We start from the raw sequence: 22,085 nt of genomic DNA, 5'->3' as shown, positions 1-22,085 counted from the left end.
GGTGGGCGTTATCGTTTCAGACCTTCGCTGGGCGAATCAGTGCTACCCTTTTCTTCCCTTTCTGACCATGAAAAAGCTTGTACTCCCTTTGCTGCTGGCGCTGGCTACGGTAGCCCCAACCGCTACCCAGGCCCAGACGGTATGCCCCGCCGCCCCTACCCCGATTACGGTGCCGCAAACCATTTCCAGCGATGTTACCTGGACCAGCAACAACATCTACCTGCTCACTGACCGGGTGTACGTGACCAACGGCGCTACGCTAACCATTCAGCCGGGCACCATTATCAAGGGCTCGGGCCTGGGGACGCTGGTAATTGAACAAGGCTCGCGCTTGCTGGCCGACGGCCTGCCCAACAAGCCCATTGTATTTACCTCCAACCAGCCAGCCGGCAGCCGTAACCGCGGCGACTGGGGCGGCATCGTGATTCTGGGCCGCGCCCCCATCAACCAGCCCGGCACCCCCGTAATTGAGGGGGTACCCGGCCGTACGTTTGGGGGTAACCAACCCAACGATAACTCCGGGATTCTGCGCTACGTGCGCATTGAGTTTCCAGGCATTGCCCTTACCACTGGCAACGAAATCAACGGTCTGACCCTGGGCGGGGTCGGCTCGGGCACTATTATCGACTACGTGCAGGTGTACGCCTCCGGCGACGACTCCTTCGAGTGGTTCGGGGGCACCGTAAACGCCAAGCACCTGATAGCCGTAGCCGCCACCGACGACGACTTCGACACCGACTTTGGCTTTACGGGCAAGGTGCAGTATGCCGTAACCGTGCGCGACCCGCAACAGTCCGACGTATCGGGCTCCACGGCGTTTGAGTCGGACAACGATGGGAACGGCTCGGCCCTGACGCCCCTGACCGCGCCGGTGTTCTCCAACGTCAGTGCCTTTCTGCAGAACGTACCGGCCGTAACGCAGTTTACCCGGGCCATGCACCTGCGCCGTAACACGGCCATTTCCATCTTCAACTCGGTATTCACGGGTTGGCCCCAAGGGCTGACGCTTGACGGCGCCGGCGCCCAGGCCAACGCCACCAGCGGTGCCCTGGTACTGAAAAATAACGTATTGGCGGGCATCAGCACGCCGTACTCGCAGCAGTCGGGCGGCACCTACAACGTGCAGGGCTTCTGGGAAAACGCCGCCAACGCCAACACTACCCTGACGGCGGCCTCGGCCCTGAACCTGAACGCCGACAACTTCAAGGCTCTGAACCAGAACGGCACCCCCAACGGCACGCCCGATTTTACCCTGCCGGCTACCTCGCCCCTGGTAACGGGCGCCGCGTTTACCGATGCCAAGCTCAGCGGTGACTTTTTTGACAATGTAGCGTACAAGGGCGCTTTCGGGCCAGCTGGCACTGCCAACTGGGCGGCCGGCTGGACCAACTTCAACCCCAACTCAACCTGCTATAACGTGGCGGGCCTGACCCTGGCGGCCCGTACTTCCTCCGACCAGCTCCAGCAGCTGGCCGTAACCCCCAACCCAGCGGCCGGCGAAACCAAGCTGCGCTTTGAGCTGAAGCGTGGCGGCACGGCCACGGTACGCGTGCTGGACCTGACGGGCCGGCAGGTAGCCGCTGTGCTGACGGATGGCAAGCTGGCTGCCGGGCTGCAGCAGGTAGCCCTGCCCACCAACCTGCGGGCCGGCGTGTACGTGGCCACCGTTACCACCAACGAAACCAGCCAATCGGTACGCTTCGTGGTAGCCAGATAAGCACTTTATCGTTACCCTTCTATCCGGTTATGAGCCGGCTGCCTTCGGGTGGCCGGCTCTTTTTTTGAGGCGGCAGGCAGGGGCCTCCTGGTTCTGCCGGTCACCTTCTAACTTGCACGCATGCCCAAGCTCCGCGTTCTGCACCTGCCCAAGTGGTACCCTCACCGCTACGACGACCAGGATGGCGACTTTGTAGCGCGGCACGTAGCGGCCATTGCTCAGGCTACGGCTCCTGAAGTGGAAACTGCTGTGCTGCTGGCCACCGTGGCGCGCGGACCCTTAGCCCGGGTGGTAGAATGGGAGAAAGACTTCGCGGGACCAGTCCCGACGCTGCGTTACTACTACCGGCAACGACTTACGGGTATCGGGCCGCTGGATAAGCTGCTGAAGCTGGGGCTGTATTTCTGGTGTCTCAGCCGGGGCTACCGCCGCCTACTGCGCCACTGGGGCGCCCCACCCGACCTGGTGCATGTGCATGTGCTGTTGCGCACAGGACTATGGGCGTGGTGGCAGCGGTGGTGCCAGGGCATTCCCTACCTCATTACAGAGCACTGGACGCTTTACCTACCCGCGCGGGCCGGGCACATCGGCTGGTTGCGCCGGCTCCTAACCCGGTGGGTGGTAGGCCGGGCAGCGGCCCTGCACACGGTGTCAGAAAGCCTGCGGGACGCCATGCGCGGCCTGGGCTTCCGTAACCAACGCAGCGCCGTTATTGCCAATGTGGTAGATACCGACCTGTTCCGGCCCGCCCCTACCCCCCGCGTGGCCGGGCAACTGCTGGTAGTTTCGGCGTTTCATGATTCGGTGAAGAACATCAGCGGCATTCTGCGGGTAGTAGCCCGCCTGCGCCCTCACTACCCCCACCTGCGCCTGCGTCTGGCTGGCTACGGTCCCGATGAACCTTTGCTGCGCAGGCAAGCGGCTGAGCTGGGCCTGCTCTCCGAGGGTACGGTGACGTTTCTGGGCAAGCTGGCGCACCCGGTCGTAGCCGCCGAAATGCAGCGCGCATCAGCATTGGTGTCCTTCAGCAGGGCCGAAACGTTTGGCTGCGTGCTGCTGGAAGCCCGCGCTACGGGCTGCCCGGCAGTGGGCCCGGCTACCGGCGGCGTGCCCGAGCTGTTTCAGCCTCCGGGCCGGTTTGGGCTCCTGGTGCCCCCCGATGATGAGGGCGCCCTGGCCGAATCCCTTACCGCCGTGCTGCAACAAACCGTACGCTTTGAGGCCGAGCAGCTGCGCACCGATGCCGTAAGCCGGTGCAGCTACCTCCTCGTAGGTCAGGCGTTTTACCAACTATATACTATCCTGCTGGCTGGCGCCGGCCCGAATTCGGGCGAAAGCAGTGCATCTTAGCGGCTCCTTAACCGCTGCGTTGAATGCTTCGTCGCATTATTCAAAACTTTGCTACCCGCCTGGGTACGGCTTTGCTCAGCTTCGGCATCGTCTGGCTGACGGCGCGCTACCTGGGGGCCGCGGGGCGGGGCGCCGTGAGCTTGTTCGTAACGGATTGCGCGGCGCTGCTGCTGTTTATTGGGCTGCTGGGAGGCTCTTCGCTGATTTACCTAGCTCCGCGCCGCAACCTCTGGCACCTGCTGCTTCCGGCCTATGCCTGGGCGGTGGCCGTCTGCCTAGGGGGCACGGCGCTGGTGGCCCTGTTTCGCCAGCCCGGCCCCGAGTACCTACTGCACCTGGCGGGCCTGAGCGTGCTGCAGGCTTTCTTCTCCATTAATACGGCCCTGGTGCTGGGCCGGCGCCGCGAGTCCGCCTACAACCTGCTCACTCTAAGCCAGGTAACGCTACTGGCCGGCGGCCTGGTCCTGGCGTTTGGGGCCGGCGGGCAATGGCTGTCGGTGCGCTCCTACTACTGGGCTTCCTACCTGGCTTTCGGGCTCCCGCTGCTGCTAAGCTTTCTGCCTTTGCTCCGGCAGCCCGACCGGCGCCGACGCCTGGGCCGGCGCCTCCGGGCTACCACCCGCGAGTTGGCCCGCCATAGCCGAGGCGCTCATTTCTCCAATATTCTGGCCTTTGCCAACTACCGCCTTGGCTACTACTTTGTGGCGCATTACGCAGATATCCGGGCCGTGGGCATCCTGTCAGTAGGCGTGGCGTTGGTGGAAGCCGTGTGGCTGATTCCGCGCAGTACGGCCCTGATCCAGTACGTGGACTTAGTGCACGCTGGCTCGGCCGCCCCCCTCCCCCCCTCGGCGCTGCGGGTGGCCCGGCTCACGGTGCTGGGTACGGCTGCGGCCCTCGGCACGCTTATCATATTGCCCACAGCCCTGCTCACGACCGTGTTCGGGGCGGAGTTTGGGGCGGCCCGGCCGGTGATGGTGTTGCTGGCTCCCGGCGCGGTTCTGATGGCAGTACAGATGCTGGTGAGCAGTTACTTTGCCGGCCTGGCCCACTACCGCATCAATAACCTGGCCTCGGTGGTGGGGCTGGGCGTAACGCTGCTGGCATGCGCCCTGCTGATTCCGTATTTCGGTATTCTAGGGGCAGCGGGAGCGGCTACGCTTTCGTATGGGGCATCCACCATCTTTTTGCTGCACCATTTCCGCCGGGCTACAGGCACGCCCCCTTCAGCCCTACTGCTTCCGCGGCCAGCCGATGCCGGATACTGTTGGCAGCTGCTGCGCCAGCGCCTGGGTTAACCGGCTGCTTTCACGCTTACCTCAAACCACGGCGCTGGATCGGCCCAGGGATCGGGTTGGTGCGTGGGCAGGGGGGTAGGCGAGTACAGGGCGCAGAGAGTATTGCCAACCTGCACGAGCTGACCGGGGGCCGCAGCCGGCAACCCATCCAGAATACCGGCTAACACCTCCCAGCGCGGTTGCCCGGGCTGGCGGCTGGCATCGTGCCATACCACTATGGTTTCAGGCCCTACCAAATGGTCAAACACGCGGCGGGTGTCGGTTCGCACGGCCTCGTAGCGGTGGTCCCCATCAATGAAAACAACATCAAAAGGTCCCAGGGGATCATACTCGTAGGTAGCGGAGTTGCCGTACAGATGGCGCACGTTAGGCAGGGGCCGCGAGAAAAACCCGTGCAGCTCCTGATAGCGGGCCGGTAGCCCCAGGGCCTGCAGCTCGGCGGCCGAGAGGTTGAGAGTCACTACCTCGGCGGCTACTTCCGCCACATTGGCGGCGCTTTCGCCCCGCCAGGTCCCGATTTCAAAGTAGCGACGACCCGCGCTGCGGCGCACCAGCGCCCGAAGCAGGGCCAGATCGGTAGGCAGCGAGCCCCCGTCGCGGAAGGCAAACGGACGAACCGTTTCGCCTTCCGAGGGCAGCAGTTGGGGCAGGCCTACTACCGGCAGGCCGGTGGCCGTTACCTGCCAACGAGCACCGTGGCGCAACGCCCGGGCCTGCCAGCCGCTTTCATCGGCAGCCAGCACATGATTCAGAAGCCAGGGGTTGCGCAGCAGGCTGCCCAACCCGCGAAGGGTTTTAGTAAGTCGGGACAACGGAAGGGTAGGAGGGTATGGGGGTAGGAGTTTAGGAGGGGTTTGGAGGGTACAGGGGGTGTGGGGTTATGCAGGTTTTAATGATAAAGAAGTGAGAAGTTCGGGGATGATAAGAGCAAGGGGATGATCCCTGAGCCGGGCCAGTGAAATTTTGAGCAGATGAGTGGCTCGGCGCAGTTCACCCCAACACGTATTTAGTCACCACCTCATCTCCCCGAAACCCCTCCTAGACTCCTACCCCCATACCCTCCTACCCTTAACTAATCGGGACTTTGCGCAGGATGGCCTCAATCAGGTCCTGGGTCCGGATGCCGTCAGCTTCGGCCTCGTAGTTGAGCAGGATGCGGTGGTTGAGCACATCGGTGGCTACCTCCTTTATGTCTTCGGGCAGCACGTAGTCGCGCTCATCCAGGAAGGCTACGGCCTTGGCCGCGCGGTGCAGGGCAATGCTAGCGCGGGGGCTTACGCCAAACTGCACGTACTGCTGAAACTCCGCCAGATCATACTCGGCAGGCTTGCGGGTGGCAAACACCAGCTCAATAATGTACTTCTCCAGCGTTTCGGAAATCTGCACCTGATTGATCTGCTGCCGGATACCGAAGATATCTTCCTTGGTCAGCACTGGGCTTACCTCGCCTACATAGCTCATGTTAGCCATGCGGCGCATCACTTCCAGCTCATCGGTTTTCTTGAGGTAGTCCACGTACACCTTCATCATGAAGCGGTCCACTTGGGCTTCGGGCAGGGGGTAGGTACCTTCCTGCTCCACCGGGTTTTGCGTGGCCAGCACCAGAAACGGCAGATCCAGCGGGTACGTGGTTTCGCCGATAGTGACCTGCTTTTCCTGCATGGCTTCCAGCAGGGCGCTCTGCACTTTAGCCGGGGAGCGGTTCACTTCATCGGCCAAAACCAGGTTGGCGAAAATGGGGCCCTTTTTCACCTCAAACTCCGACTGATTCTGATTGTAAATCATGGTGCCTACCAGGTCGGAGGGCAGCAGGTCGGGGGTGAACTGTACGCGCTGAAAGTGCAGGTGCAGCACCTTCGACAAGGTACTAATAGTGAGAGTTTTGGCTAGGCCCGGCACCCCTTCCAGCAAAATATGTCCGCCGGTAAAGAGGCCAATCAGCAACCGGTTCAGCATGTAGTGCTGGCCCACCACCACTTTGCCCACCTCGGCAAAGACTTGCTTGATTTTCTGCTGGTAGTCGGGCACCGAAGCGGGTTGCGGAGGCATCATACAGGAGCAAAACAGGTCTAAGAAGCTTAAAGGTAGAGAAACCGACCCAGTACCGCTACCACCGGCTATGCGACCGGACATCTGTTTTCCTCATGATAACTCCGATGGGCAACGTGGTGCACGTATTTATTTATAACAAAACACATAATAACTATAACTCATTCTAAATAAATTAGGTATATTCAGTACCTGAAGCTGTTGATGATCTGTGTTGTTGTCCCGCGTTTCCGGGCTGTTCTATTCTCTTCCTTTCGCTGAGCCGACGTAGCCTTCGGGCCCTGTTGCCGCGCTTCTGCCCCCGCACCTACCTGGCCCAGGCGCTTGCCTGCGGCTGTGCCTTCCTTCCCACCCTTTTTTCCTGCTGTAGCATGAAAACACTTCTTCTATTGGTGCTGCTGTTCGGCAGCTATGGCGCCAGTGCCCAACCGGGCTGGCACTGGGTAAACCAGCTTACCAGCTCCGCGGCGGCCGTTACGGCCAAAAGCGTAACCACCGATCCGGCGGGCAACAGCTACGTTACCGGCTCTTTCCAGGGCACCCTCCAGCTTGAAGGCCACAACCTTTCCAGCCGCGGCAACACCGATTTATTTCTGGTTAAATACTCCTCTACGGGCAAGGTGATGTGGGCCAGCCAGCTTGGGCAAGCCTCCGGAACGCCTGCCCCCTACCCCTCTGAGGCCGGCGGGGCCGATGTAGCCCTTGATGCGGCGGGCAATGCGTACGTCGTGGGTAATTTCTCCGGCACCTTATCCTATGGCAACGCTCGTACGGTCAGCAGCTTCAGCGAGGGGTTTACCACGGCGCTGGTGGCGAAGTTTGACCCCGCTGGGCAGGTGCAATGGGTGGAGCGCTTCGGTATTCCGCAGTTTAGCTGCTACGGGTACGCCATTGCCACCGACGCCGCCGGCAACAGCTACGTTACCGGCCAGGCCGACTACGGGGGCATTCGGTTTGGCTCTCAGGTAGTAGGCGGCAGCCGCCGGGTAATGTACGTGGCCCGCTACACCCCTACCGGCGCGGTGGCCTGGGCTAAGGTATCGTCCAACTACTCCAGCTATGGAGCCAGCGGGGCCGATGTAACGCTCGATGGCAGAGGGAACTGCCTGGTAGGCGGCTTCTTTAACAACGACCTGACCCTGGAGGGCCAGACCCTGACGACCAGCGGGGCCGATGCATATCTGGCCAGCTTTCAGGCCGCATCCGGCGGCTTGCAGTGGCTCAGGCAAGGCAGCGGCCCCGGAGCCAATAAGGCGGTATATATCAGCTCGCTGGCCACTGACGCGCAAGGCAACATCTACGCGGCGGGCAACTACTCCGGCACGGTGGTCTTCGGCAGCCAGCAGCTTACCAGCTCCGGCAGCTCAGATCAGTTTCTGGCCCGCTACACCCGTACCGGTGCCCTGCAGTGGGTACAGTCGGTGGGCACCAGCGCCCCGGAGTATAACACCTGCCTGACTACTACCCCCGCCGGTTTCAGTACCTTGGTTGGGCGGCGCCTGAATGCCGACTACCAGCCCACTACCCTGCTGCACTGCCTGCAACCCGATGGTAGCGTGTACCACACCGAAATGCTGGGTACCAGCGGCAGTTGCACCGCCAGCAGCATTGCCCAGGATCAGGCAGGGAAACTTTACGTGGCGGGCACCCTCAGCGGCACGGCATCCTTCGGCCGCACTACCCTCCAAACCGGAGCGCGTACCGATGGCTTTGTGGCCCGTCTGTCTGTTCCGCCACCGGGCATGCAAGGCACAGGCCCTGTTCGGCCGACCTTCCAGGTGTATCCCAATCCCACCCAAGGCCGCCTGACGGCGTTGCTCTTGTGGTCCAAGCCCGGGATGCTCACTACGGGCAAAGCACTGCTGTATAACTCTTTGGGCTCCCCGGTTCTTACCCAGCCTCTGTTTGCTACCGGTGCCACCCAGGTGCAGGCCACCTTCGACTGCTCTTCTTTGTTGCCAGGCATCTATACCCTCAAGCTGTTCACTCCCGATGGTACTACCTACACGCAGGGAGTTGAAGTGCAATAAGCAGAGGCAACCGCACAAAAAGCCCTTCGGCCATCTGCCGAAGGGCTTTTTTCAGAATGATGGTAGCGCCTACCGCTTCTCAAGCCAATCAACTGCTTATCCGCCATTTACACGGCACACAAGGCTGCTTTCTTTTGATAGCTTAACTAGTATGTGAGGTAGCCCCTCTTTGTCAGATACCGCTTTGCTTTGGGTGGGTTGAGCTTTGTAGCGCGTCCTCACGGCCAAAGCCCCAGCGGAGCAGCACAAGGAGGAATATCACTCCCGCCCCAACGGGTGTTAGTGAGGTAGTTTGTCGCGCAGGGCGCTGTAGGTCCAGGTGCCGGCCAGGGCGGCAAGAATCAGCACGGCGGCCCCGGCTACCCCGCTGCCCAACTGCGCAAACATAGGGCCGGGGCAGGCGCCGGTCAGGGCCCAGCCCAGGCCAAAGAGGATGCCGCCAATCCAGGTGCCGTGGTAGTACGACTTATCGGCTAGCACGATGGGCTCCCCACTGATGGTTTTCAGGCCGATTCGCTTGATGAGTTGAATGGAAACCAGCCCAACCAGAATAGCCGAACCGATGACGCCGTACATATGAAAGCTTTGGAAGCGGAACATTTCCTGGATGCGCCACCAGCTCACTACTTCGCTTTTGGTGAGAATGATGCCGAACAGCACACCCATGCCCAGGTATTGCAGGTTTTTCATAGGATGAACAAAGGTCAGCAGGGTTAGAACAGCGCCGGATACACCACCCAGGTCATAAGCAGTCCTCCCACGAAAAAGCCGATAACGGCCACCAAGGACACCCACTGCAGGTTAGAAAGGCCCGAAATGGCATGGCCCGAGGTGCAGCCGCCCGCGTAGCGCGTGCCGAAGCCAACCAGAAAGCCGCCCAACACCAGAAACACCCAGCCTTTCCAGTTACCCAGGTTTTCCAGGGCGAACAGCTCCCGGGGCAGCAGGCCCGAGAAATCAGTCAGGTGCAGCTGCGCCTGCAGGTCGCGCACCGTTTCCGGGGAAATGGCTACCGTATCGGGGTGGCCCAGCACCTGGTAGCCGATAAAGCCGCCCAAGCCAATACCCAGCACGAAAAACAGGTTCCAAGCCTCGGCGCGCCAGTTGTAGGTCAGGAAGGGCAGACCGGCGGGCACGCAGGCCGCGCACACGTGGCGCAGCGCTGAGCTGATGCCCAGGGCTTTGTTGCCGATGAGAAGCAGGGCCGGCACGGTCAGCCCAATCAGGGGGCCGGCCACGTACCAGGGCCAGGGCTGGCTAAGAAAATCAAGCATCACAGCAGAAGGTCAGATTTGAAACAGAAGAGAAACCGGAAACACCCACCGGGCGCGTTACTGCCCGGGCCGACCTCCGGGTAACCCGGCCGGCTAGTGCCCGGCCCCCACCGGAAACGATTTTACGGCCTCGCTCAGGTCCAGCACCCGTGCCCTCGGCAGCGCCGCGGCTACCATGCTGCTACCCGCCGCCGAGCGGTAGCCGCCGGCGCAGTGCACCACAATGGGCTTATCAGTCGGGAGCTCCTGGGCCCGCTCCCGCAGTTCCGGCAGCGGGAGGTTGAGCGAGCCGGCAAACAGTGGCTCATTGCGGTGCTCCGCGGCGCTGCGAATGTCCACGATGGTATAGTGGGCGGAGTGCTGCCGGAACTGCGCCACGTCCAGCGTCGGCAGGATAGCGCCCGCGGCAGGCGAGCCCACCAAGGCACCCTTTATCTGGGCCTCGTAGCCGATTTTAGCTGCCTTCCGGATCAGGTTCTCCCGTGTTGCCTCGTCCGCCGCAATCAGGTAGAAGGCCTCCTCCGGCCCCACAATGGAGCCCAGCCAGGTTTCAAACTTGCCACCCTGCTGAATGTTGATGGCCCCCACCGCGTGGCCCCGCTTGAACGCGGCCTCGGGCCGGGCATCCACCACTAGCACGCCCGCTTCGAGCGGGGCCTGAGGTGCCAGGCGCGGTACCTGCTGCACGCTGGGGGCGTAGGCTGGGGCACCAGCCTTGTTGAGAGCTACGTCGTGCCCAAAGTATTTCGGGATAAACGGCTGATCCTGCAGCAGCTCCCCCACAAAATCGGTTTCGCTCAGCTCGCGCAGCATGGGGTTGCCACGCTTCTCCGCGCCAATGGTGCTGCTACCCGCCCCGCTCAGGGCCTTGCCGCACAGGCTACCCGCCCCGTGGGCCGGATACACCAGCACGTCATCCCCAAGGGTCAGCAGCTTTTTGCGCAGGGAGTGGTAGAGCTGCCGCGCCAACTCCTCGCGCGGGGCCGTGAGGCTGCCGGCTTTTTCGCGCAGGTCTGGCCGCCCTACATCGCCCACAAACAGCGTATCACCGGTAAATACGGCCACGGCCTGGCCTTCGCGGCTCAGCACGATGCTCAGGGAATCGGGTGAGTGCCCGGGCGTGTTCAAAGCCCGGAAGATAAGCTTGCCCAGCCCAAAGGACTGGCCTTCGTCAAAGGTCTCGTGCTGGTAATCAGCCCCCAACAGTTTACTCACCCGAATGATGGCCCCAGTTGCCCGAGCAATTTCCAGGTGGCTGCTCACGAAGTCGGCGTGGGGATGGGTTTCGATGACGCTTACAATCCGGGCGTCGTGGGCGCGTGCGAAGTCATAGTAGGGCTGCGGGTCGCGGGCCGGGTCGATGAGCACCACCTCTCGGGCACATTCGCTAAGGATGGCATAGGAAAAATGAGCCAGACCCTTGTCTTCAAACTGTTCAATTTTCATGACCAAAGGGGTTAGGGGGTGATGTGAAAGCGAAAAAACGGAAAGCAGGAGCGGCAAAACCGCGTAAAGCCCAGGGGTAGCAGGCGCCCGCCTTAGGGCGTAAACACCAGTTCGCGCAGCAGAATAAAAGCCCCCATAGCCAGCGTAAACCAGCCGAAAGCAGGCTTAAGCCTGTCTCCCGAAATAAAGCGTGCCAAGCAGCTGCCCAGCACGATACCGGCCACGGCAGAGGCCAGAAAGCCGAGCAGGAAACCCCAGTCAATGGGCATGCCCGTACTTAGGTCCCCTCCAAAGCCGATCAGGGAGTTCAGGGCAATAATGACCAGCGAGGTGCCCACGGCCAGCTTCATGGGCAGGCGGGCGCCCAGCACCAGGGCCGGAATAATCAGAAAGCCGCCCCCGGCCCCTACTAAGCCAGTAAGCGTTCCTACCCCCAGGCCAATGCCCATAATCAGGGGGTAGTTGAAGGCGGACGGCGGGGGTAGCCCTACCCCAGGTGCGGCTTCGGTCTGCGGCCGGCCGCGAATCATGGATGCCGCGGCTACCACCATCAGCGCGGCAAAGCCTGTGAGCACCAGTAGGTCTTTGGTCAGAGCGAAGTGGCCGAGCGTAAACAACTGCTGGGGAATAACGGGCAGTAAGAGCCGGCGCACAACAAACACGGCCAGCAGGGAAGGAAGCAGAAACACCACCGCCGTTTTCAGCGACACCAGCCCCCGCCGGAAGTAACCCCAAGCTCCTACCACCGAGGTAGAGCCTACTACAAACAAGGAATAGGCCGTGCTTAGCATCGGACTCACGCCCAGCAAATACACCAGCACCGGCACGGTAAGAATGGAGCCTCCCCCACCCATGATGCCCAGTGCCAGCCCAATGAAAATGGCGGCCATGTAACCGAAAGCCTGCTGCATGATTGAACGAATGAACGAATGTACTTATGAAAACATATTCATGCGTTTTCATAAAAAAGGCCGCTTTCTACAAAAAAGTACACGCGGCCAGACACTGAATCACATCCACTACTTCGCGCATCTTCAGCGAGTAGAGGATGTTTTTACCGTCGCGGGAGCTAGACAGGATGCCCTTGAGCTTCATACCCGTCAGGTGGTGCGACAACAGGCTTTGCTCCACGCCCAGCGTTTCGCTGATTTCGCCCACCGACAAGCTTTCCTGACTAGCCAGCAGTTGCACAATAGCAATGCGCGTGGGGTGGGCCGTCGTTTTCAGAATAAATGCCACCTTCTCCATCCGTTCAGTGGTCAGGTTCAGGTCGGCGGGTGTGTGCGTATGGCTCATAGGATGTCGCAAACGTATGAACATTTGTTCATACATACAAATGAATGGGATTTTGGGTTCCTCTCTTCCTGGCACCAGGCTAGAGCAACGGCCCGCGCTGTTATGTCCTGGTGCGATGCAGTACGGATTGTGCGCTCATCCGAAAGGGGCGTAAGAGGGCGCGTGACTCCCATTGCACAGTCCACATTTCGCGTTGCAGAGTACCGATTGCCCTGAACGCAAAAAACCCGGAAAACCCCTTCTGCTACTTGAGAAGGCGTTTTCCGGGTCTTCCGGTTGTAAGTAATTGTACCAGAGACGGGACTCGAACCCGTACGTCCGTGAAGACAAGGGATTTTAAGTCCCTCGTGGCTACCATTACACCACTCTGGCTTTAGTTTGATTATTGCCCCGGTAGCATGTGGTCTGCGCGTGACAATTGGGGCAAAGTAACTGCAAATTTTTCAAACGATGGTCACTATCTTGCCCATTTATATAGTGCAGCTCCAGTAGGATCACCCTTCCACGCTATTCTCTCAAGCCATTCGCTGGCGAAAGTCCTCATCCGTGATGGAATGCTTGCGAAGAGCAGGCCTAACCAAGCAGTTGATTTGCGGAGAACTTGCTATAAAGCAAAAGACCCTGCCGTTTAGCAGGGTCTTTTTTGGAGCGGGAGACGAGGTTCGAACTCGCGACCTCGACCTTGGCAAGGTCGCGCTCTACCAACTGAGCTACTCTCGCTTTTGATCTTGGCGCCGTAGTGGCGTTTTGATGTGACAAAGGTAGTACAGGAAATCCTGAAGTCAAGAGGTGGCCTCAAAAAAACCTACACTTTTTCTCCCCGCCAAAGCTTTTTTCCTGATTTTCAGGCAGAAAAATTTCACCTAAAAAGTCTGTTTTTGCGTCTCTGTCCCTCTATCCGGAGCGGCTGGAAATAAAAATGCTACCCTCACTACCTTCATAAAGGCAGTGGGGGTAGCATTTTTAACACCGGTGCAGGCTTTAGCGAGAAGTCATCGTCAGCTTGAGCTCGTTGAGCTTGAGCAGGGCTTCAATGGGCGTGAGCGTATTCACGTCCAGCTTCTCCAGTAGCTCCCGGATGCGTTCCAGCGCCGGATCGGCGGGCTCGAACATGCTCAACTGCAGGCTGGGGCGCGGGGCGTTGTGCACGGATGCGGCCGGCTGGGCTTTAGGGCCACGCCGAGTTGCCTCGGCTGAAGCCGGTAGTACGCCGTTCAGCGGCACTACTTTGCCCCCAGTCGGCTGCTCATCCAGGCCAGCCAGCACTTCATCGAACTCGGTGGGCACATCGGTTTCCACGCCGGTGGAAGTGCGCTCCTGCTCTAAGTGGTGCATGATTTCGTTGGCGCGCAGCACCACGGAGGTGGGCATGCCGGCCATGCGGGCCACGTGAATACCGAAGGAGTGTTCGGAACCTCCTTCGCGCAGCTTGCGCAAAAACAGGATGCGGCCATCGGCCTCCTTTACGGCCACATTGTAGTTGCGCACCCGTGGGCAGTCGTCGGCTAGCTGGTTGAGCTCGTGGTAGTGGGTAGCAAACAGGGTTTTGGCCTTGAACTTCGGTGAGTTGTGTAGATGCTCCACGATGGCCCAGGCAATACTGATGCCGTCGTAGGTGCTGGTGCCCCGCCCGATTTCATCCATTAAAACCAGGCTTCTATCCGAGAGATTGTTCAGAATAGAGGCTGTTTCGGTCATCTCTACCATGAAGGTGCTTTCGCCCTTGCTCAGATTGTCGGAGGCGCCTACGCGGGTGAAAATCTTGTCGATGACGCCCACGTGGGCCGCCTCAGCGGGCACGAAGGAGCCAATCTGAGCCAGCAGCACAATCAGGGCCGTCTGGCGCAGCAGGGCTGATTTGCCGGCCATATTCGGCCCCGTAATCACCACAATCTGCTGATCCTCCTGGTCCAAGCGGATGTCGTTGGGGATGTACTGCTCGCCGGGGGGTAGCTGGCGCTCAATTACGGGGTGGCGGCCGGCCGTGATGTCGAGGGTCGTGGAGTCATCTACCACGGGCTTCACGTAGCGGTGCTGGCGGGCCGTAGCGGCGAAAGAGGCCAGGCAGTCGGCCACGCCAATGGCGCGAGCGTTCTGCTGTATCTGGGCCACATACTCGGCGGCAAACAGCACCAGGTCGTTGTAGATGTTCTGCTCAATGACGAACAAACGCTCCTCGGCGTGCAAAATCTTTTCCTCGTAGGTTTTCAGCTCCTCCGTGATGTAGCGCTCGGCATTCACCAGAGTCTGTTTCCGAATCCAGGAGGCGGGCACCTTGTCCTTGTGGGCATTCGTCACCTCCAGATAGTAGCCGAACACCTTGTTATAGGCCACCTTCAAGGAGCCAATGCCGGTTTCCTGAATGGCGCGCTGCTGAAGCTGAAACAGGTAGTCTTTACCCGAGAAGGCCATTTGGCGCAGCTCATCTAGCTCCTTATCTACCCCATCGTTGAGCACCCCGCCCTGGTTGGTCAGGATGGGCGCGTCTTCCTTGACTTTCGCCCGGATTTCCTCGCGCAGAGCGGCGCAGGGGTTAAGCTGGTCGGCTAGCTTCTGTAGGGCCCGGATGCCCGAGGCGGCCAACTGCTCCCGAATGGGGCCAATGGCCTCCAGGGCGCGGGCCAGCTGCAGCAGCTCGCGGGGGTTGATGCGGCGCACGGCCACCTTGGAAATCAGGCGCTCCAGGTCGTTGATCTGGCGCAGGTGCTGGAGCAGGTTTTCCAGCAGCTCGGGGGTTTGCAGCAGGGCATCTACCGTGTCAAGGCGGCGCTGAATCTGGGCGGGCTCTTTCAGCGGCAGCACTACCCATTTGCGCAGCAGGCGCGCCCCCATGGGCGTTACGGTCTGATCGAGAATATCAATAAGGGGCACGCCGCCGGGGTGCTGGGGCTGCACCAGCTCCAGGTTGCGGACGGTGAACCGGTCGAGCCACACGTATTTATCTTCCTCCAGCCGCCCGATGCTGCCGATGTGGCCCACATCGGTGTGCTTGGTTTCGGCGAGGTAGTGCAGAATACAGCCCGCCGCCGTGATGCCCTCGCGCAGCCCATCAATGCCGAAGCCCTTGAGGGAGGTCGTGTTGAAGTGGCGCGTGAGTGTGTCGTGACCGTAGTCGAAGCCGAAGACCCACTCATCGAGGGCGTAGTGGCAGAAATCGGGGCCAAAATGCTCCTCAAACTCGCGGCGGCTTTTCTTGCAGAACAGCACCTCGGCGGGCTGGAAGTTCTGGAGTAGCTTGCCCAGGTAGTCCACGGTGCCCTGGGCCACCAGAAACTCGCCGGTACTAATGTCCAGAAACGAAATGCCGGCCTCCTGCTTGCCGAAATGCACGGCGCAGAGGTAGTTGTTGCTTTTGCGCTCCAGCACGTTGTCGTGGAGGCTCACGCCAGGCGTCACCAGCTCCGTGATGCCGCGCTTAACGAGACCTTTGGCCTGTTTGGGGTCTTCGAGCTGGTCGCAGATGGCCACGCGCTGCCCGGCCCGCACCAGCTTGGGCAGGTAATTATCGAGGGCGTGGTGGGGGAAGCCCGCCAGCGGGGTTTCGGAGGCCGTGCCGGCCCCACGCTTGGTCAGGGTAATATCCAGAATGCGGGAGGCCGTGACGGCATCCTCGCCGAAGGTTTCGTAGAAGTCGCCCACCCGGAACAGGAGCACCGCACCGGGGTGAGCCTGCTTGAGCTGGTAGTACTGCTTCATCAGCGGCGTATCGACTACGGGGGCGGGGCCCAGGGAGCCGTGCATGCGGATGGGTTTCTTGTCGGGCTTGGGGGTAGCAGTTTTCACTAGCGGAAGCGGAATGTAGCGCGAAGCTTCAGCTTCGCGAATCGTGGGAGCGGCGGGGGCCGCGTTAGGGCACTGATTTGGTCAGGTGGGGCGCACGGCCGGAGCATTACGCCAGGGGCCGGCAGCAACCTCAACCACCAACACCCGGCCGGGCGTTCCTACCTTTGCGGCCATGCGCAAACTCTCCATGGAAGAGCTGAACCGGCTGACGGTGGCAGACTTCAAAAATACGCGAAAATTCCCCCTCACCCTAGTGCTCGACAACGTGCGGAGCCTGCACAATGTGGGGGCGGCCTTCCGCACCGCCGACGCCTTCGCCGTAGAAAAAATCTGGCTTTGCGGCATCACCGGGCGCCCGCCCCAGCGCGAAATCACCAAGACGGCCCTAGGTTCCACCGAGTCGGTAACGTGGGAGTACGCGCCTACTACCACGGCCGCTATTGAGCAGCTGAAAGCGGCGGGCTACGTGGTGGTGGCCGTGGAGCAGACCACTGACAGCCAGCCCCTACCCTCCTTCCGGCCCGAAACCGGCCGGCCCTACGCGCTGGTGATGGGCAACGAGGTGTTTGGAGTGGACGACGAGGTGCTGGCCCTCTGCGACGCGGCCGTGGAAATTCCGCAGTTTGGCACCAAGCACAGCCTGAATGTAAGCGTGGCCGCCGGGGTAGTTCTGTGGGACTTTATCAGCAAGTTAGGCTGGACAACTACACAGTAACCAGGCCCGGTAAATGCGAGCCTGTCAATAAAGCTTGGCATTTACTTAAAAACACTCGCGTGAAATAAGCATTTTGTTGTGTAGATTTGAACGGGCCACCTACTCAGGTGGCCCGTTCCTTCTGCTTACACATTCACTTACCTCTCTACCCCTTCTTGATGAAGTCAACCTTTACTCCTTCAGCACGGGCATTGGCCGCGGCCGCGCTTCTGGCCGTACCGGGCCTGGCGGCAGCACAGTCATCGGTGCTGCTTGACCAAGCCCGCAATGCCCTGAAAGCACGTACTTCCGCTCTTGGTCTGAAAACGACTGACGTGGCGGACCCGGTGGTAACCAACTCCTTCACCGATGAGCATAACGGCATTACGCACGTATATTTTCGGCAGCGCCACCAAGGGGTAGAAATTTACAACGCCGTAGCCGACGTGCACCTGAATGCTACCGGCAAGGTAGCTACCCTGCACAGCAGCTTTATCGCCAACACGGCCGCCCAGGCCCGCCCGGCCACGCCCGCCCTCACGGCGGAGCAGGCCGTATCGGCGGCGGCCCGGGCGCTTAGCCTGCCGGCTCCTCAAGGGCTGCAGATTGAAAAAGCAGGTACCCCCGCCGCCGGTCTGGAATTCTCAACGGGTGGCATTTCCCTGGAAACCATTCCGGTGAAGCTGATGTACCTGCCCATGCCTACCGGCGAGTTGCGCCTGGTATGGGACGTAACCATTTACCCCAAGCACGCCCGCAACTACTGGAGCGTGCGCGTAGATGCCTCCACGGGTGCCCTGCTGGACCAGCAAGACCTGGTGATTAACGAGCCGTTCAGCCTGGCTCCGCTCACCGAGCCTATGGCTCTGGTTTCTACCCCCTCGCCGGCCCCGGCTGCTCGCCCCACGGCTGGCAACAGCTACAATGTGTGGCCCATTACGGTGGAAAGCCCCAACCACGGCGCCCGGGAAGTAGTAACCGACCCGGCCGACCCGGCGGTTTCGCCCTACGGCTGGCATGATGTGGACGGGAAGCCCGGCGCCGACTCCCTGCGCACGGCCGGCAACAACGTGTACGCCTACGAAGACCGCAACAACCGCAACAACTCCACTACTGAGCTGTGGCGCGGGGGCTACGCCCCAAAAGGCGGGCCCAACCAAATCTTCGACGCCCCTTTCAACAACGCTGTTACGGCTGTTCCCAACGCCAACCTCGACGCGGCCATCATCAACCTGTTCTACTGGAACAACATGATGCACGACGTGATGGCCCGCAAAGGCTTCAACGAGGCCAGTGGTAACTTCCAGGCCACTAACTACTCCGGCCAGGGCCGGGGCGGCGACGCCGTATTTGCTGAAGCGCAGGACGCCTTCATCGCCAACTCGGTTAGCCTGAATAACGCCAACTTCTCTACCCCCGCCGAAGGCCGCAACCCCCGGATGCAGATGTATCTGTGGGACCAGAACATTACCACGGCCAGTGTTACGGCCCCGGCCACCCTGGCCGGACCTATTGCCGCCGCCGAAGGTGTATTTACGCGTCGCCTGTCCCGGAGCGGCCCCATCACCGGCAATCTGGTGCTGGTAAACGACGGTACTGCTACGCCTACGTTTGGCTGCGCTACCTACACCAACGCTGATGCCGTGAAAGGCAACATCGCCCTGGTTGACCGCGGCGACTGCATCTTTGCCGTGAAAGTGCAGCAGGCCCAGGCCGCTGGCGCCCGCATGGTGGTTATCATCAACAACAACGCCACTCAGGGCGCCGTTTCCTTTGGTGGCACTGCCGATACGGTAGGCATCCGGATTCCGGGTGTTATGATTTCCCAGGCCGATGGCAATAAGCTGAAAACCGCCCTGCAGGCGGGCACGGCTGTTACCTTCTCGGCCAGCGGCATCACTAACTACCGCGACGGTGACTTCGACAACGGTATTATTGCCCACGAATACGGCCACGGCATCTCTACCCGCCTGACGGGTGGCGCCTCGGCCCCGAACTGCCTGCGCAGCGCCGAGCAGATGGGTGAAGGCTGGAGCGACTTCTTCGGTCTCTGGATGACGTCCAAGCCCACCGATACGGAGTCGATGGCCCGGGGCATTGGTACTTACGCAAAGCTTCAGGAAATCAGCGGCCCCGGCATCCGCCCCACCCGCTACAGCACCAACATGACCACCAACCCCTCTACCTATGCCTACGTGGGTAAAACGGTAAACGGAAGTGATTATACTGCAGAGCATGCTATTGGCTACGTGTGGGCCTCTATGCTCTGGGACCTGAACTGGGCCCTCATCAACAAGTACGGCTACAACCCCGACCTGCGCGGCTCTACCGGCGGCAACAACATTGCCCTGCAGCTGGTAATGGACGGCCTGAAGCTGCAGGCCTGCAACCCGGGCTTCGTGGACGGCCGCAACGCCATTCTGAAGGCTGACTCCCTGAATAACAAGGCCGCCAACTCGGCCCTTATCTGGCGCGTGTTTGCCCGCCGCGGCCTGGGCTTCAGCGCCAAGCAGGGCAGCTCGAACCTGCTCAACGACCAGACGGCCGCCTTCGACTTGCCTTCTACCGTAACGAGCAGCCGCCAGGCCCTCAGCGAGAAACTGCTGGAGGTAGCTCCCAACCCGGCCAACGGCCAGGTACGGGTACGCACCCAGATCAGCAGCGCTTCGCCGGTACAGGTAGAGCTAGTTTCGATTCTGGGCCAGCGGGTACGGGTACAGCAGGTGGCAGCGGCCCGCTTGCTGGATGGCGTGAACATTGACACGGCTGACCTCACGGGCGGCGTGTACGTAGTGCGCCTGACCACCTCAGAAGGCACCATCACCAAAAAGGTGGTAGTGCAGCACTAATTCCGTCAATCAGTTCCGGAGCCGGCAGAAACCGGCACCGGAACTGGCTGTACTGACTAGCATAAAACTGCCCGTCTGGCCCCAAAAGGCCGGGCGGGCAGTTTTTTTAGGATTCTGACCTTCTTCGTGGTTATTGTGATATGTCTTCTTTCTCTACCTCCGATACTGACGCCGCTCTGCTGGCCCTGCGCCCTCCCGTTGCCACCGCGCTACCCGCCGATGCCTCACCCGATACCGTCGGGAGCTTTCTGCACCTCACGCTCCGGCCCGTGCTGAAGCTGCAAAACCTGCGGCTGCTGACCGCAGTAGCCGATTTTATACTAGACCACCACATGGCTTTCGCGGAGGTAGAGCGTAGCGCGCGGGAGCGGGTAGTGGGTGAGCTGCTGAGCCGCAATACCAAGCTGCGCTACACCATCATCGGGTTGGTAACGGGCCTGTTTACGGAAGCGGAAACGAGCTTCTACCGCCTCCATAGGGCCGAGCTGAACCGGCGCCTGCTGGAGCTGGCCGTGCGCCGCGCCCAGGACCAGACGGAAACCCTGGCCCAGCTGCTTCGGCCGGAATGAGCACGTTTTACACTACCCTGGAAGTGGGTGAGCAGGCTACCCCCGAGGAAATACGGCGGGCCTACCGCCGCCTCGTGCTGCTCACCCACCCCGACCGCACGCCAGACCCCGCCGCTCACGAGCGGTACCTGGCTATTAATGCGGCCTACGATGTGCTGAGCCAGCCAGCGCGCCGGCAGCTCTACGACGCGGCCCTGGCCATTCGTCGTCGCCCGCCGGACCCATCGGCCACCCTACCCCCTCAGGCGGCGCCAACCCGGGCCCAGGCAGAGGTACGGCACCGGCGGGCAGCGGCCGCCCGGCGCGGCCCCGCCCCCGACCCTTACGCGGCCGTGTATGCCCGCTATGCGCCCTGGGGCCGGTGGTTTTGCCGCCTGATGCTGCTGTTCTGCGGGCTGCTGCTGCTTGATTTCTGCTGGACGCGGGAGTATCCGCGGGAGCCAGTCCAGAGCGTAGAGCGCCATACCCTGTCCTCGCGCCGGAGCGGGTCCGTGACGTACTACACCATCCGGACACCCCACGTCAGCTTCCGCAACTACGATTACAACTGGGAAGTTGGCACGCCGCTTACCATCCGGGCCAGCGCCCTGTTTGGACAAGTACGGGCTACAGCCATCAGCGGGCAGCCACTGGAGCGCGCGGATGAAACCACCGTGTATGGCAACTTTGTATTTGCGCCGGTGCTGCTGTTGCTGATGGCCGCCTTGGGCGCCCGCAAGCGCAGCTCCTCAGGGCTGGCCCTGAACTGCGGGGTAGGGTGCGTACTGCTACTGATTGTTATTCTATACTTTATGCGCAGCGCCTAGCTTCATGTAAAAGAAAAGCGCCCGGAGACTAGGTTCCGGGCGCTTTTGCGTGTGGGAGGGGGTAGGGCCGCTTAGTCGTACTGGGAGTCGCGCAGGTGCACGGGCGCCGTTTTCTTGCGCAGGCGCATGTTCAGCACTTCTACTACCAGCGAGAAGAACATAGCGAAGTAGATATACCCCTTCTCGATTTCCTTGTGGAAGGCTTCCATCACCAGCATCACCCCAATCATAATCAGGAAGGACAGGGCCAGCATTTTGATGGTAGGGTTGCGGTTCACGAAGTCGGCTACCAGGCCGCTGAAGGCCAGCATTACGCCCATGGACAGGATAACGGCCAGAATCATAATCAGCACGTTATCCACCAGACCTACGGCCGTCAGGATGGAGTCGAAGCTGAAGACGATGTCGATCAGGATAATCTGAATGATAACGCTGCCCATCGTAGCACCGCCTTTGGCGCCGTGCTCCCCTTCTTCCTCGCCCTGCAGCTTGGTGTGAATTTCGGTGGTGCTCTTGCCAATCAGGAACAGGCCGCCGCCCAGCAGAATCAGGTCGCGGCCGGTCACGTTCCAACCATCGGCCATCCAGGGCACGGGCAGGGAGAACAGCGGAGCCTTCAGGCCCACAATCCAGGAAATGCTCAGCAGCAGCCCAATGCGGAACAACAGCGCCAGCAGCAGGCCAATGGTGCGGCCCCGGTTGTGCTGCTCCTGCGGCAGGCGGTTGACGATGATGGAAATGAAGATGATGTTATCAATGCCCAGCACAATCTCCATGAACGTGAGCGTGAGCAGGCTCACCCAGGTCTGGGGGTCAGAAAAAACGGAAAAGTCGAAGTTCATGGACTGGTGATGAGGGGGTGATAGGGTGATGAGGTGTGAGGTGAAAGGCAATAGGTGAAGGGTGGAACGGTTTCCGGTAAGA

The 22,085-nt window shown here is 60.9% G+C and carries 17 protein-coding genes and 2 tRNA genes; 8 read left to right on the top strand and 11 right to left on the bottom strand.

Going from position 1 to position 22,085, the window contains the following annotated elements:
• Positions 1–67 precede the first annotated feature (67 nt).
• From FGZ14_RS17755 to FGZ14_RS17745, 3 genes are all read left to right on the top strand, one after another.
• A complete protein-coding gene (locus FGZ14_RS17755) occupies positions 68–1,717 on the top strand; it encodes a T9SS type A sorting domain-containing protein (RefSeq protein ID WP_139925525.1) in 1,650 nt (549 codons plus the stop codon).
• A 120-nt stretch (positions 1,718–1,837) separates the two neighbouring features.
• Positions 1,838–3,067 carry a glycosyltransferase gene (locus FGZ14_RS17750; protein ID WP_139925524.1) on the top strand — a complete coding sequence of 410 codons (1,230 nt, stop codon included), beginning with the start codon at positions 1,838–1,840 and terminating at the stop codon, positions 3,065–3,067.
• A gap of 23 nt (positions 3,068–3,090) precedes the next feature.
• Positions 3,091–4,365: a lipopolysaccharide biosynthesis protein gene (locus FGZ14_RS17745; protein WP_139925523.1), complete on the top strand. Its 1,275-nt coding sequence runs from the start codon at positions 3,091–3,093 to the stop codon at positions 4,363–4,365.
• On the opposite strand, the gene FGZ14_RS17740 is transcribed toward FGZ14_RS17745, so the two are convergent.
• Positions 4,362–5,177 carry a class I SAM-dependent methyltransferase gene (locus FGZ14_RS17740; protein WP_139925522.1) on the bottom strand — a complete coding sequence of 272 codons (816 nt, stop codon included), beginning with the start codon at positions 5,175–5,177 and terminating at the stop codon, positions 4,362–4,364. The genes FGZ14_RS17745 and FGZ14_RS17740 overlap by 4 nt on opposite strands.
• Positions 5,178–5,433: 256 nt before the next feature.
• A complete protein-coding gene (locus tag FGZ14_RS17735) occupies positions 5,434–6,417 on the bottom strand; it encodes a MoxR family ATPase (protein ID WP_257883268.1) in 984 nt (327 codons plus the stop codon).
• A gap of 368 nt (positions 6,418–6,785) precedes the next feature.
• Here FGZ14_RS17735 and FGZ14_RS17730 point away from each other — a divergent pair, with 368 nt between their 5' ends.
• A complete protein-coding gene (locus FGZ14_RS17730; protein ID WP_139925521.1) occupies positions 6,786–8,444 on the top strand; it encodes an SBBP repeat-containing protein in 1,659 nt (552 codons plus the stop codon).
• Between the two features lie 279 nt (positions 8,445–8,723).
• Here FGZ14_RS17730 and FGZ14_RS17725 read toward each other — a convergent pair whose 3' ends face one another.
• The 8 genes from FGZ14_RS17725 to mutS form a co-directional block, all read right to left on the bottom strand.
• Positions 8,724–9,134, bottom strand: a complete 411-nt coding sequence (locus FGZ14_RS17725) for a DUF6691 family protein (protein ID WP_139925520.1) — start codon at positions 9,132–9,134, stop codon at positions 8,724–8,726.
• A 23-nt stretch (positions 9,135–9,157) separates the two neighbouring features.
• A complete protein-coding gene (locus FGZ14_RS17720) occupies positions 9,158–9,718 on the bottom strand; it encodes a YeeE/YedE family protein (RefSeq protein WP_139925519.1) in 561 nt (186 codons plus the stop codon).
• Between the two features lie 93 nt (positions 9,719–9,811).
• Entirely contained in the window at positions 9,812–11,164 is a 1,353-nt protein-coding gene (locus FGZ14_RS17715) for a rhodanese-like domain-containing protein (RefSeq protein WP_139925518.1), read from the bottom strand.
• A 92-nt stretch (positions 11,165–11,256) separates the two neighbouring features.
• Positions 11,257–12,075, bottom strand: a complete 819-nt coding sequence (locus tag FGZ14_RS17710) for a sulfite exporter TauE/SafE family protein (RefSeq protein WP_139925517.1) — start codon at positions 12,073–12,075, stop codon at positions 11,257–11,259.
• A gap of 67 nt (positions 12,076–12,142) precedes the next feature.
• The gene (locus tag FGZ14_RS17705) at positions 12,143–12,460 is read right to left on the bottom strand and encodes a helix-turn-helix transcriptional regulator (protein ID WP_257883267.1); all 318 of its coding nucleotides are present in this window, start codon (positions 12,458–12,460) and stop codon (positions 12,143–12,145) included.
• 289 nt (positions 12,461–12,749) lie between these two features.
• Positions 12,750–12,832, bottom strand: a tRNA-Leu gene (locus tag FGZ14_RS17700).
• A 272-nt stretch (positions 12,833–13,104) separates the two neighbouring features.
• Positions 13,105–13,180 (bottom strand) — tRNA-Gly (locus FGZ14_RS17695).
• Between the two features lie 261 nt (positions 13,181–13,441).
• A complete protein-coding gene (gene mutS, locus FGZ14_RS17690) occupies positions 13,442–16,201 on the bottom strand; it encodes a DNA mismatch repair protein MutS (protein ID WP_139926156.1) in 2,760 nt (919 codons plus the stop codon).
• 214 nt (positions 16,202–16,415) lie between these two features.
• Here mutS and FGZ14_RS17685 point away from each other — a divergent pair, with 214 nt between their 5' ends.
• The 4 genes from FGZ14_RS17685 to FGZ14_RS17670 all read left to right on the top strand — a co-directional run bounded on the left by FGZ14_RS17685 (position 16,416) and on the right by FGZ14_RS17670 (position 21,161).
• Positions 16,416–16,958, top strand: coding sequence for an RNA methyltransferase (locus FGZ14_RS17685; RefSeq protein WP_139925516.1), 543 nt, complete (start codon positions 16,416–16,418; stop codon positions 16,956–16,958).
• A gap of 158 nt (positions 16,959–17,116) precedes the next feature.
• Positions 17,117–19,786 (top strand): T9SS-dependent M36 family metallopeptidase, encoded by a 2,670-nt coding sequence (locus tag FGZ14_RS17680; protein WP_139925515.1) that lies wholly within the window; start codon positions 17,117–17,119, stop codon positions 19,784–19,786.
• Positions 19,787–19,926: 140 nt separating this feature from the next.
• The gene (locus FGZ14_RS17675; RefSeq protein WP_139925514.1) at positions 19,927–20,355 is read left to right on the top strand and encodes a hypothetical protein; all 429 of its coding nucleotides are present in this window, start codon (positions 19,927–19,929) and stop codon (positions 20,353–20,355) included.
• A complete protein-coding gene (locus FGZ14_RS17670; protein WP_139925513.1) occupies positions 20,352–21,161 on the top strand; it encodes a J domain-containing protein in 810 nt (269 codons plus the stop codon). The genes FGZ14_RS17675 and FGZ14_RS17670 overlap by 4 nt, the downstream gene beginning before the upstream one ends.
• Before the next feature lie 71 nt (positions 21,162–21,232).
• On the opposite strand, the gene FGZ14_RS17665 is transcribed toward FGZ14_RS17670, so the two are convergent.
• On the bottom strand, positions 21,233–22,003 hold the full coding sequence (locus FGZ14_RS17665) for a TerC family protein (RefSeq protein ID WP_139925512.1): 771 nt from the start codon (positions 22,001–22,003) through the stop codon (positions 21,233–21,235).
• Between the last annotated feature and the right edge of the window lie 82 nt (positions 22,004–22,085).

The organism is Hymenobacter sp. DG01 (genome assembly GCF_006352025.1).
Classification (GTDB): Bacteria; Bacteroidota; Bacteroidia; order Cytophagales; family Hymenobacteraceae; genus Hymenobacter.
Note: the sequence above shows the minus strand (reverse complement) of the source record. Positions and strands in the feature narration are given on the sequence as shown.

Excerpts from the sequence above, each read along its gene's own strand:
- FGZ14_RS17755 (WP_139925525.1), top strand. The coding sequence starts at position 68 with ATGAAAAAGCTTGTACTCCCTTTGCTGCTGGCGCTGGCTACGGTAGCC.
- FGZ14_RS17750 (WP_139925524.1), top strand. The coding sequence starts at position 1,838 with ATGCCCAAGCTCCGCGTTCTGCACCTGCCCAAGTGGTACCCTCACCGC.
- FGZ14_RS17745 (WP_139925523.1), top strand. The coding sequence starts at position 3,091 with ATGCTTCGTCGCATTATTCAAAACTTTGCTACCCGCCTGGGTACGGCT.
- FGZ14_RS17735 (WP_257883268.1), bottom strand. The coding sequence starts at position 6,417 with ATGATGCCTCCGCAACCCGCTTCGGTGCCCGACTACCAGCAGAAAATC.
- FGZ14_RS17730 (WP_139925521.1), top strand. The coding sequence starts at position 6,786 with ATGAAAACACTTCTTCTATTGGTGCTGCTGTTCGGCAGCTATGGCGCC.
- FGZ14_RS17725 (WP_139925520.1), bottom strand. The coding sequence starts at position 9,134 with ATGAAAAACCTGCAATACCTGGGCATGGGTGTGCTGTTCGGCATCATT.
- FGZ14_RS17720 (WP_139925519.1), bottom strand. The coding sequence starts at position 9,718 with ATGCTTGATTTTCTTAGCCAGCCCTGGCCCTGGTACGTGGCCGGCCCC.
- FGZ14_RS17715 (WP_139925518.1), bottom strand. The coding sequence starts at position 11,164 with ATGAAAATTGAACAGTTTGAAGACAAGGGTCTGGCTCATTTTTCCTAT.
- FGZ14_RS17710 (WP_139925517.1), bottom strand. The coding sequence starts at position 12,075 with ATGCAGCAGGCTTTCGGTTACATGGCCGCCATTTTCATTGGGCTGGCA.
- FGZ14_RS17705 (WP_257883267.1), bottom strand. The coding sequence starts at position 12,460 with ATGAGCCATACGCACACACCCGCCGACCTGAACCTGACCACTGAACGG.
- mutS (WP_139926156.1), bottom strand. The coding sequence starts at position 16,201 with ATGCACGGCTCCCTGGGCCCCGCCCCCGTAGTCGATACGCCGCTGATG.
- FGZ14_RS17685 (WP_139925516.1), top strand. The coding sequence starts at position 16,416 with ATGCGCAAACTCTCCATGGAAGAGCTGAACCGGCTGACGGTGGCAGAC.
- FGZ14_RS17680 (WP_139925515.1), top strand. The coding sequence starts at position 17,117 with ATGAAGTCAACCTTTACTCCTTCAGCACGGGCATTGGCCGCGGCCGCG.
- FGZ14_RS17675 (WP_139925514.1), top strand. The coding sequence starts at position 19,927 with ATGTCTTCTTTCTCTACCTCCGATACTGACGCCGCTCTGCTGGCCCTG.
- FGZ14_RS17670 (WP_139925513.1), top strand. The coding sequence starts at position 20,352 with ATGAGCACGTTTTACACTACCCTGGAAGTGGGTGAGCAGGCTACCCCC.
- FGZ14_RS17665 (WP_139925512.1), bottom strand. The coding sequence starts at position 22,003 with ATGAACTTCGACTTTTCCGTTTTTTCTGACCCCCAGACCTGGGTGAGC.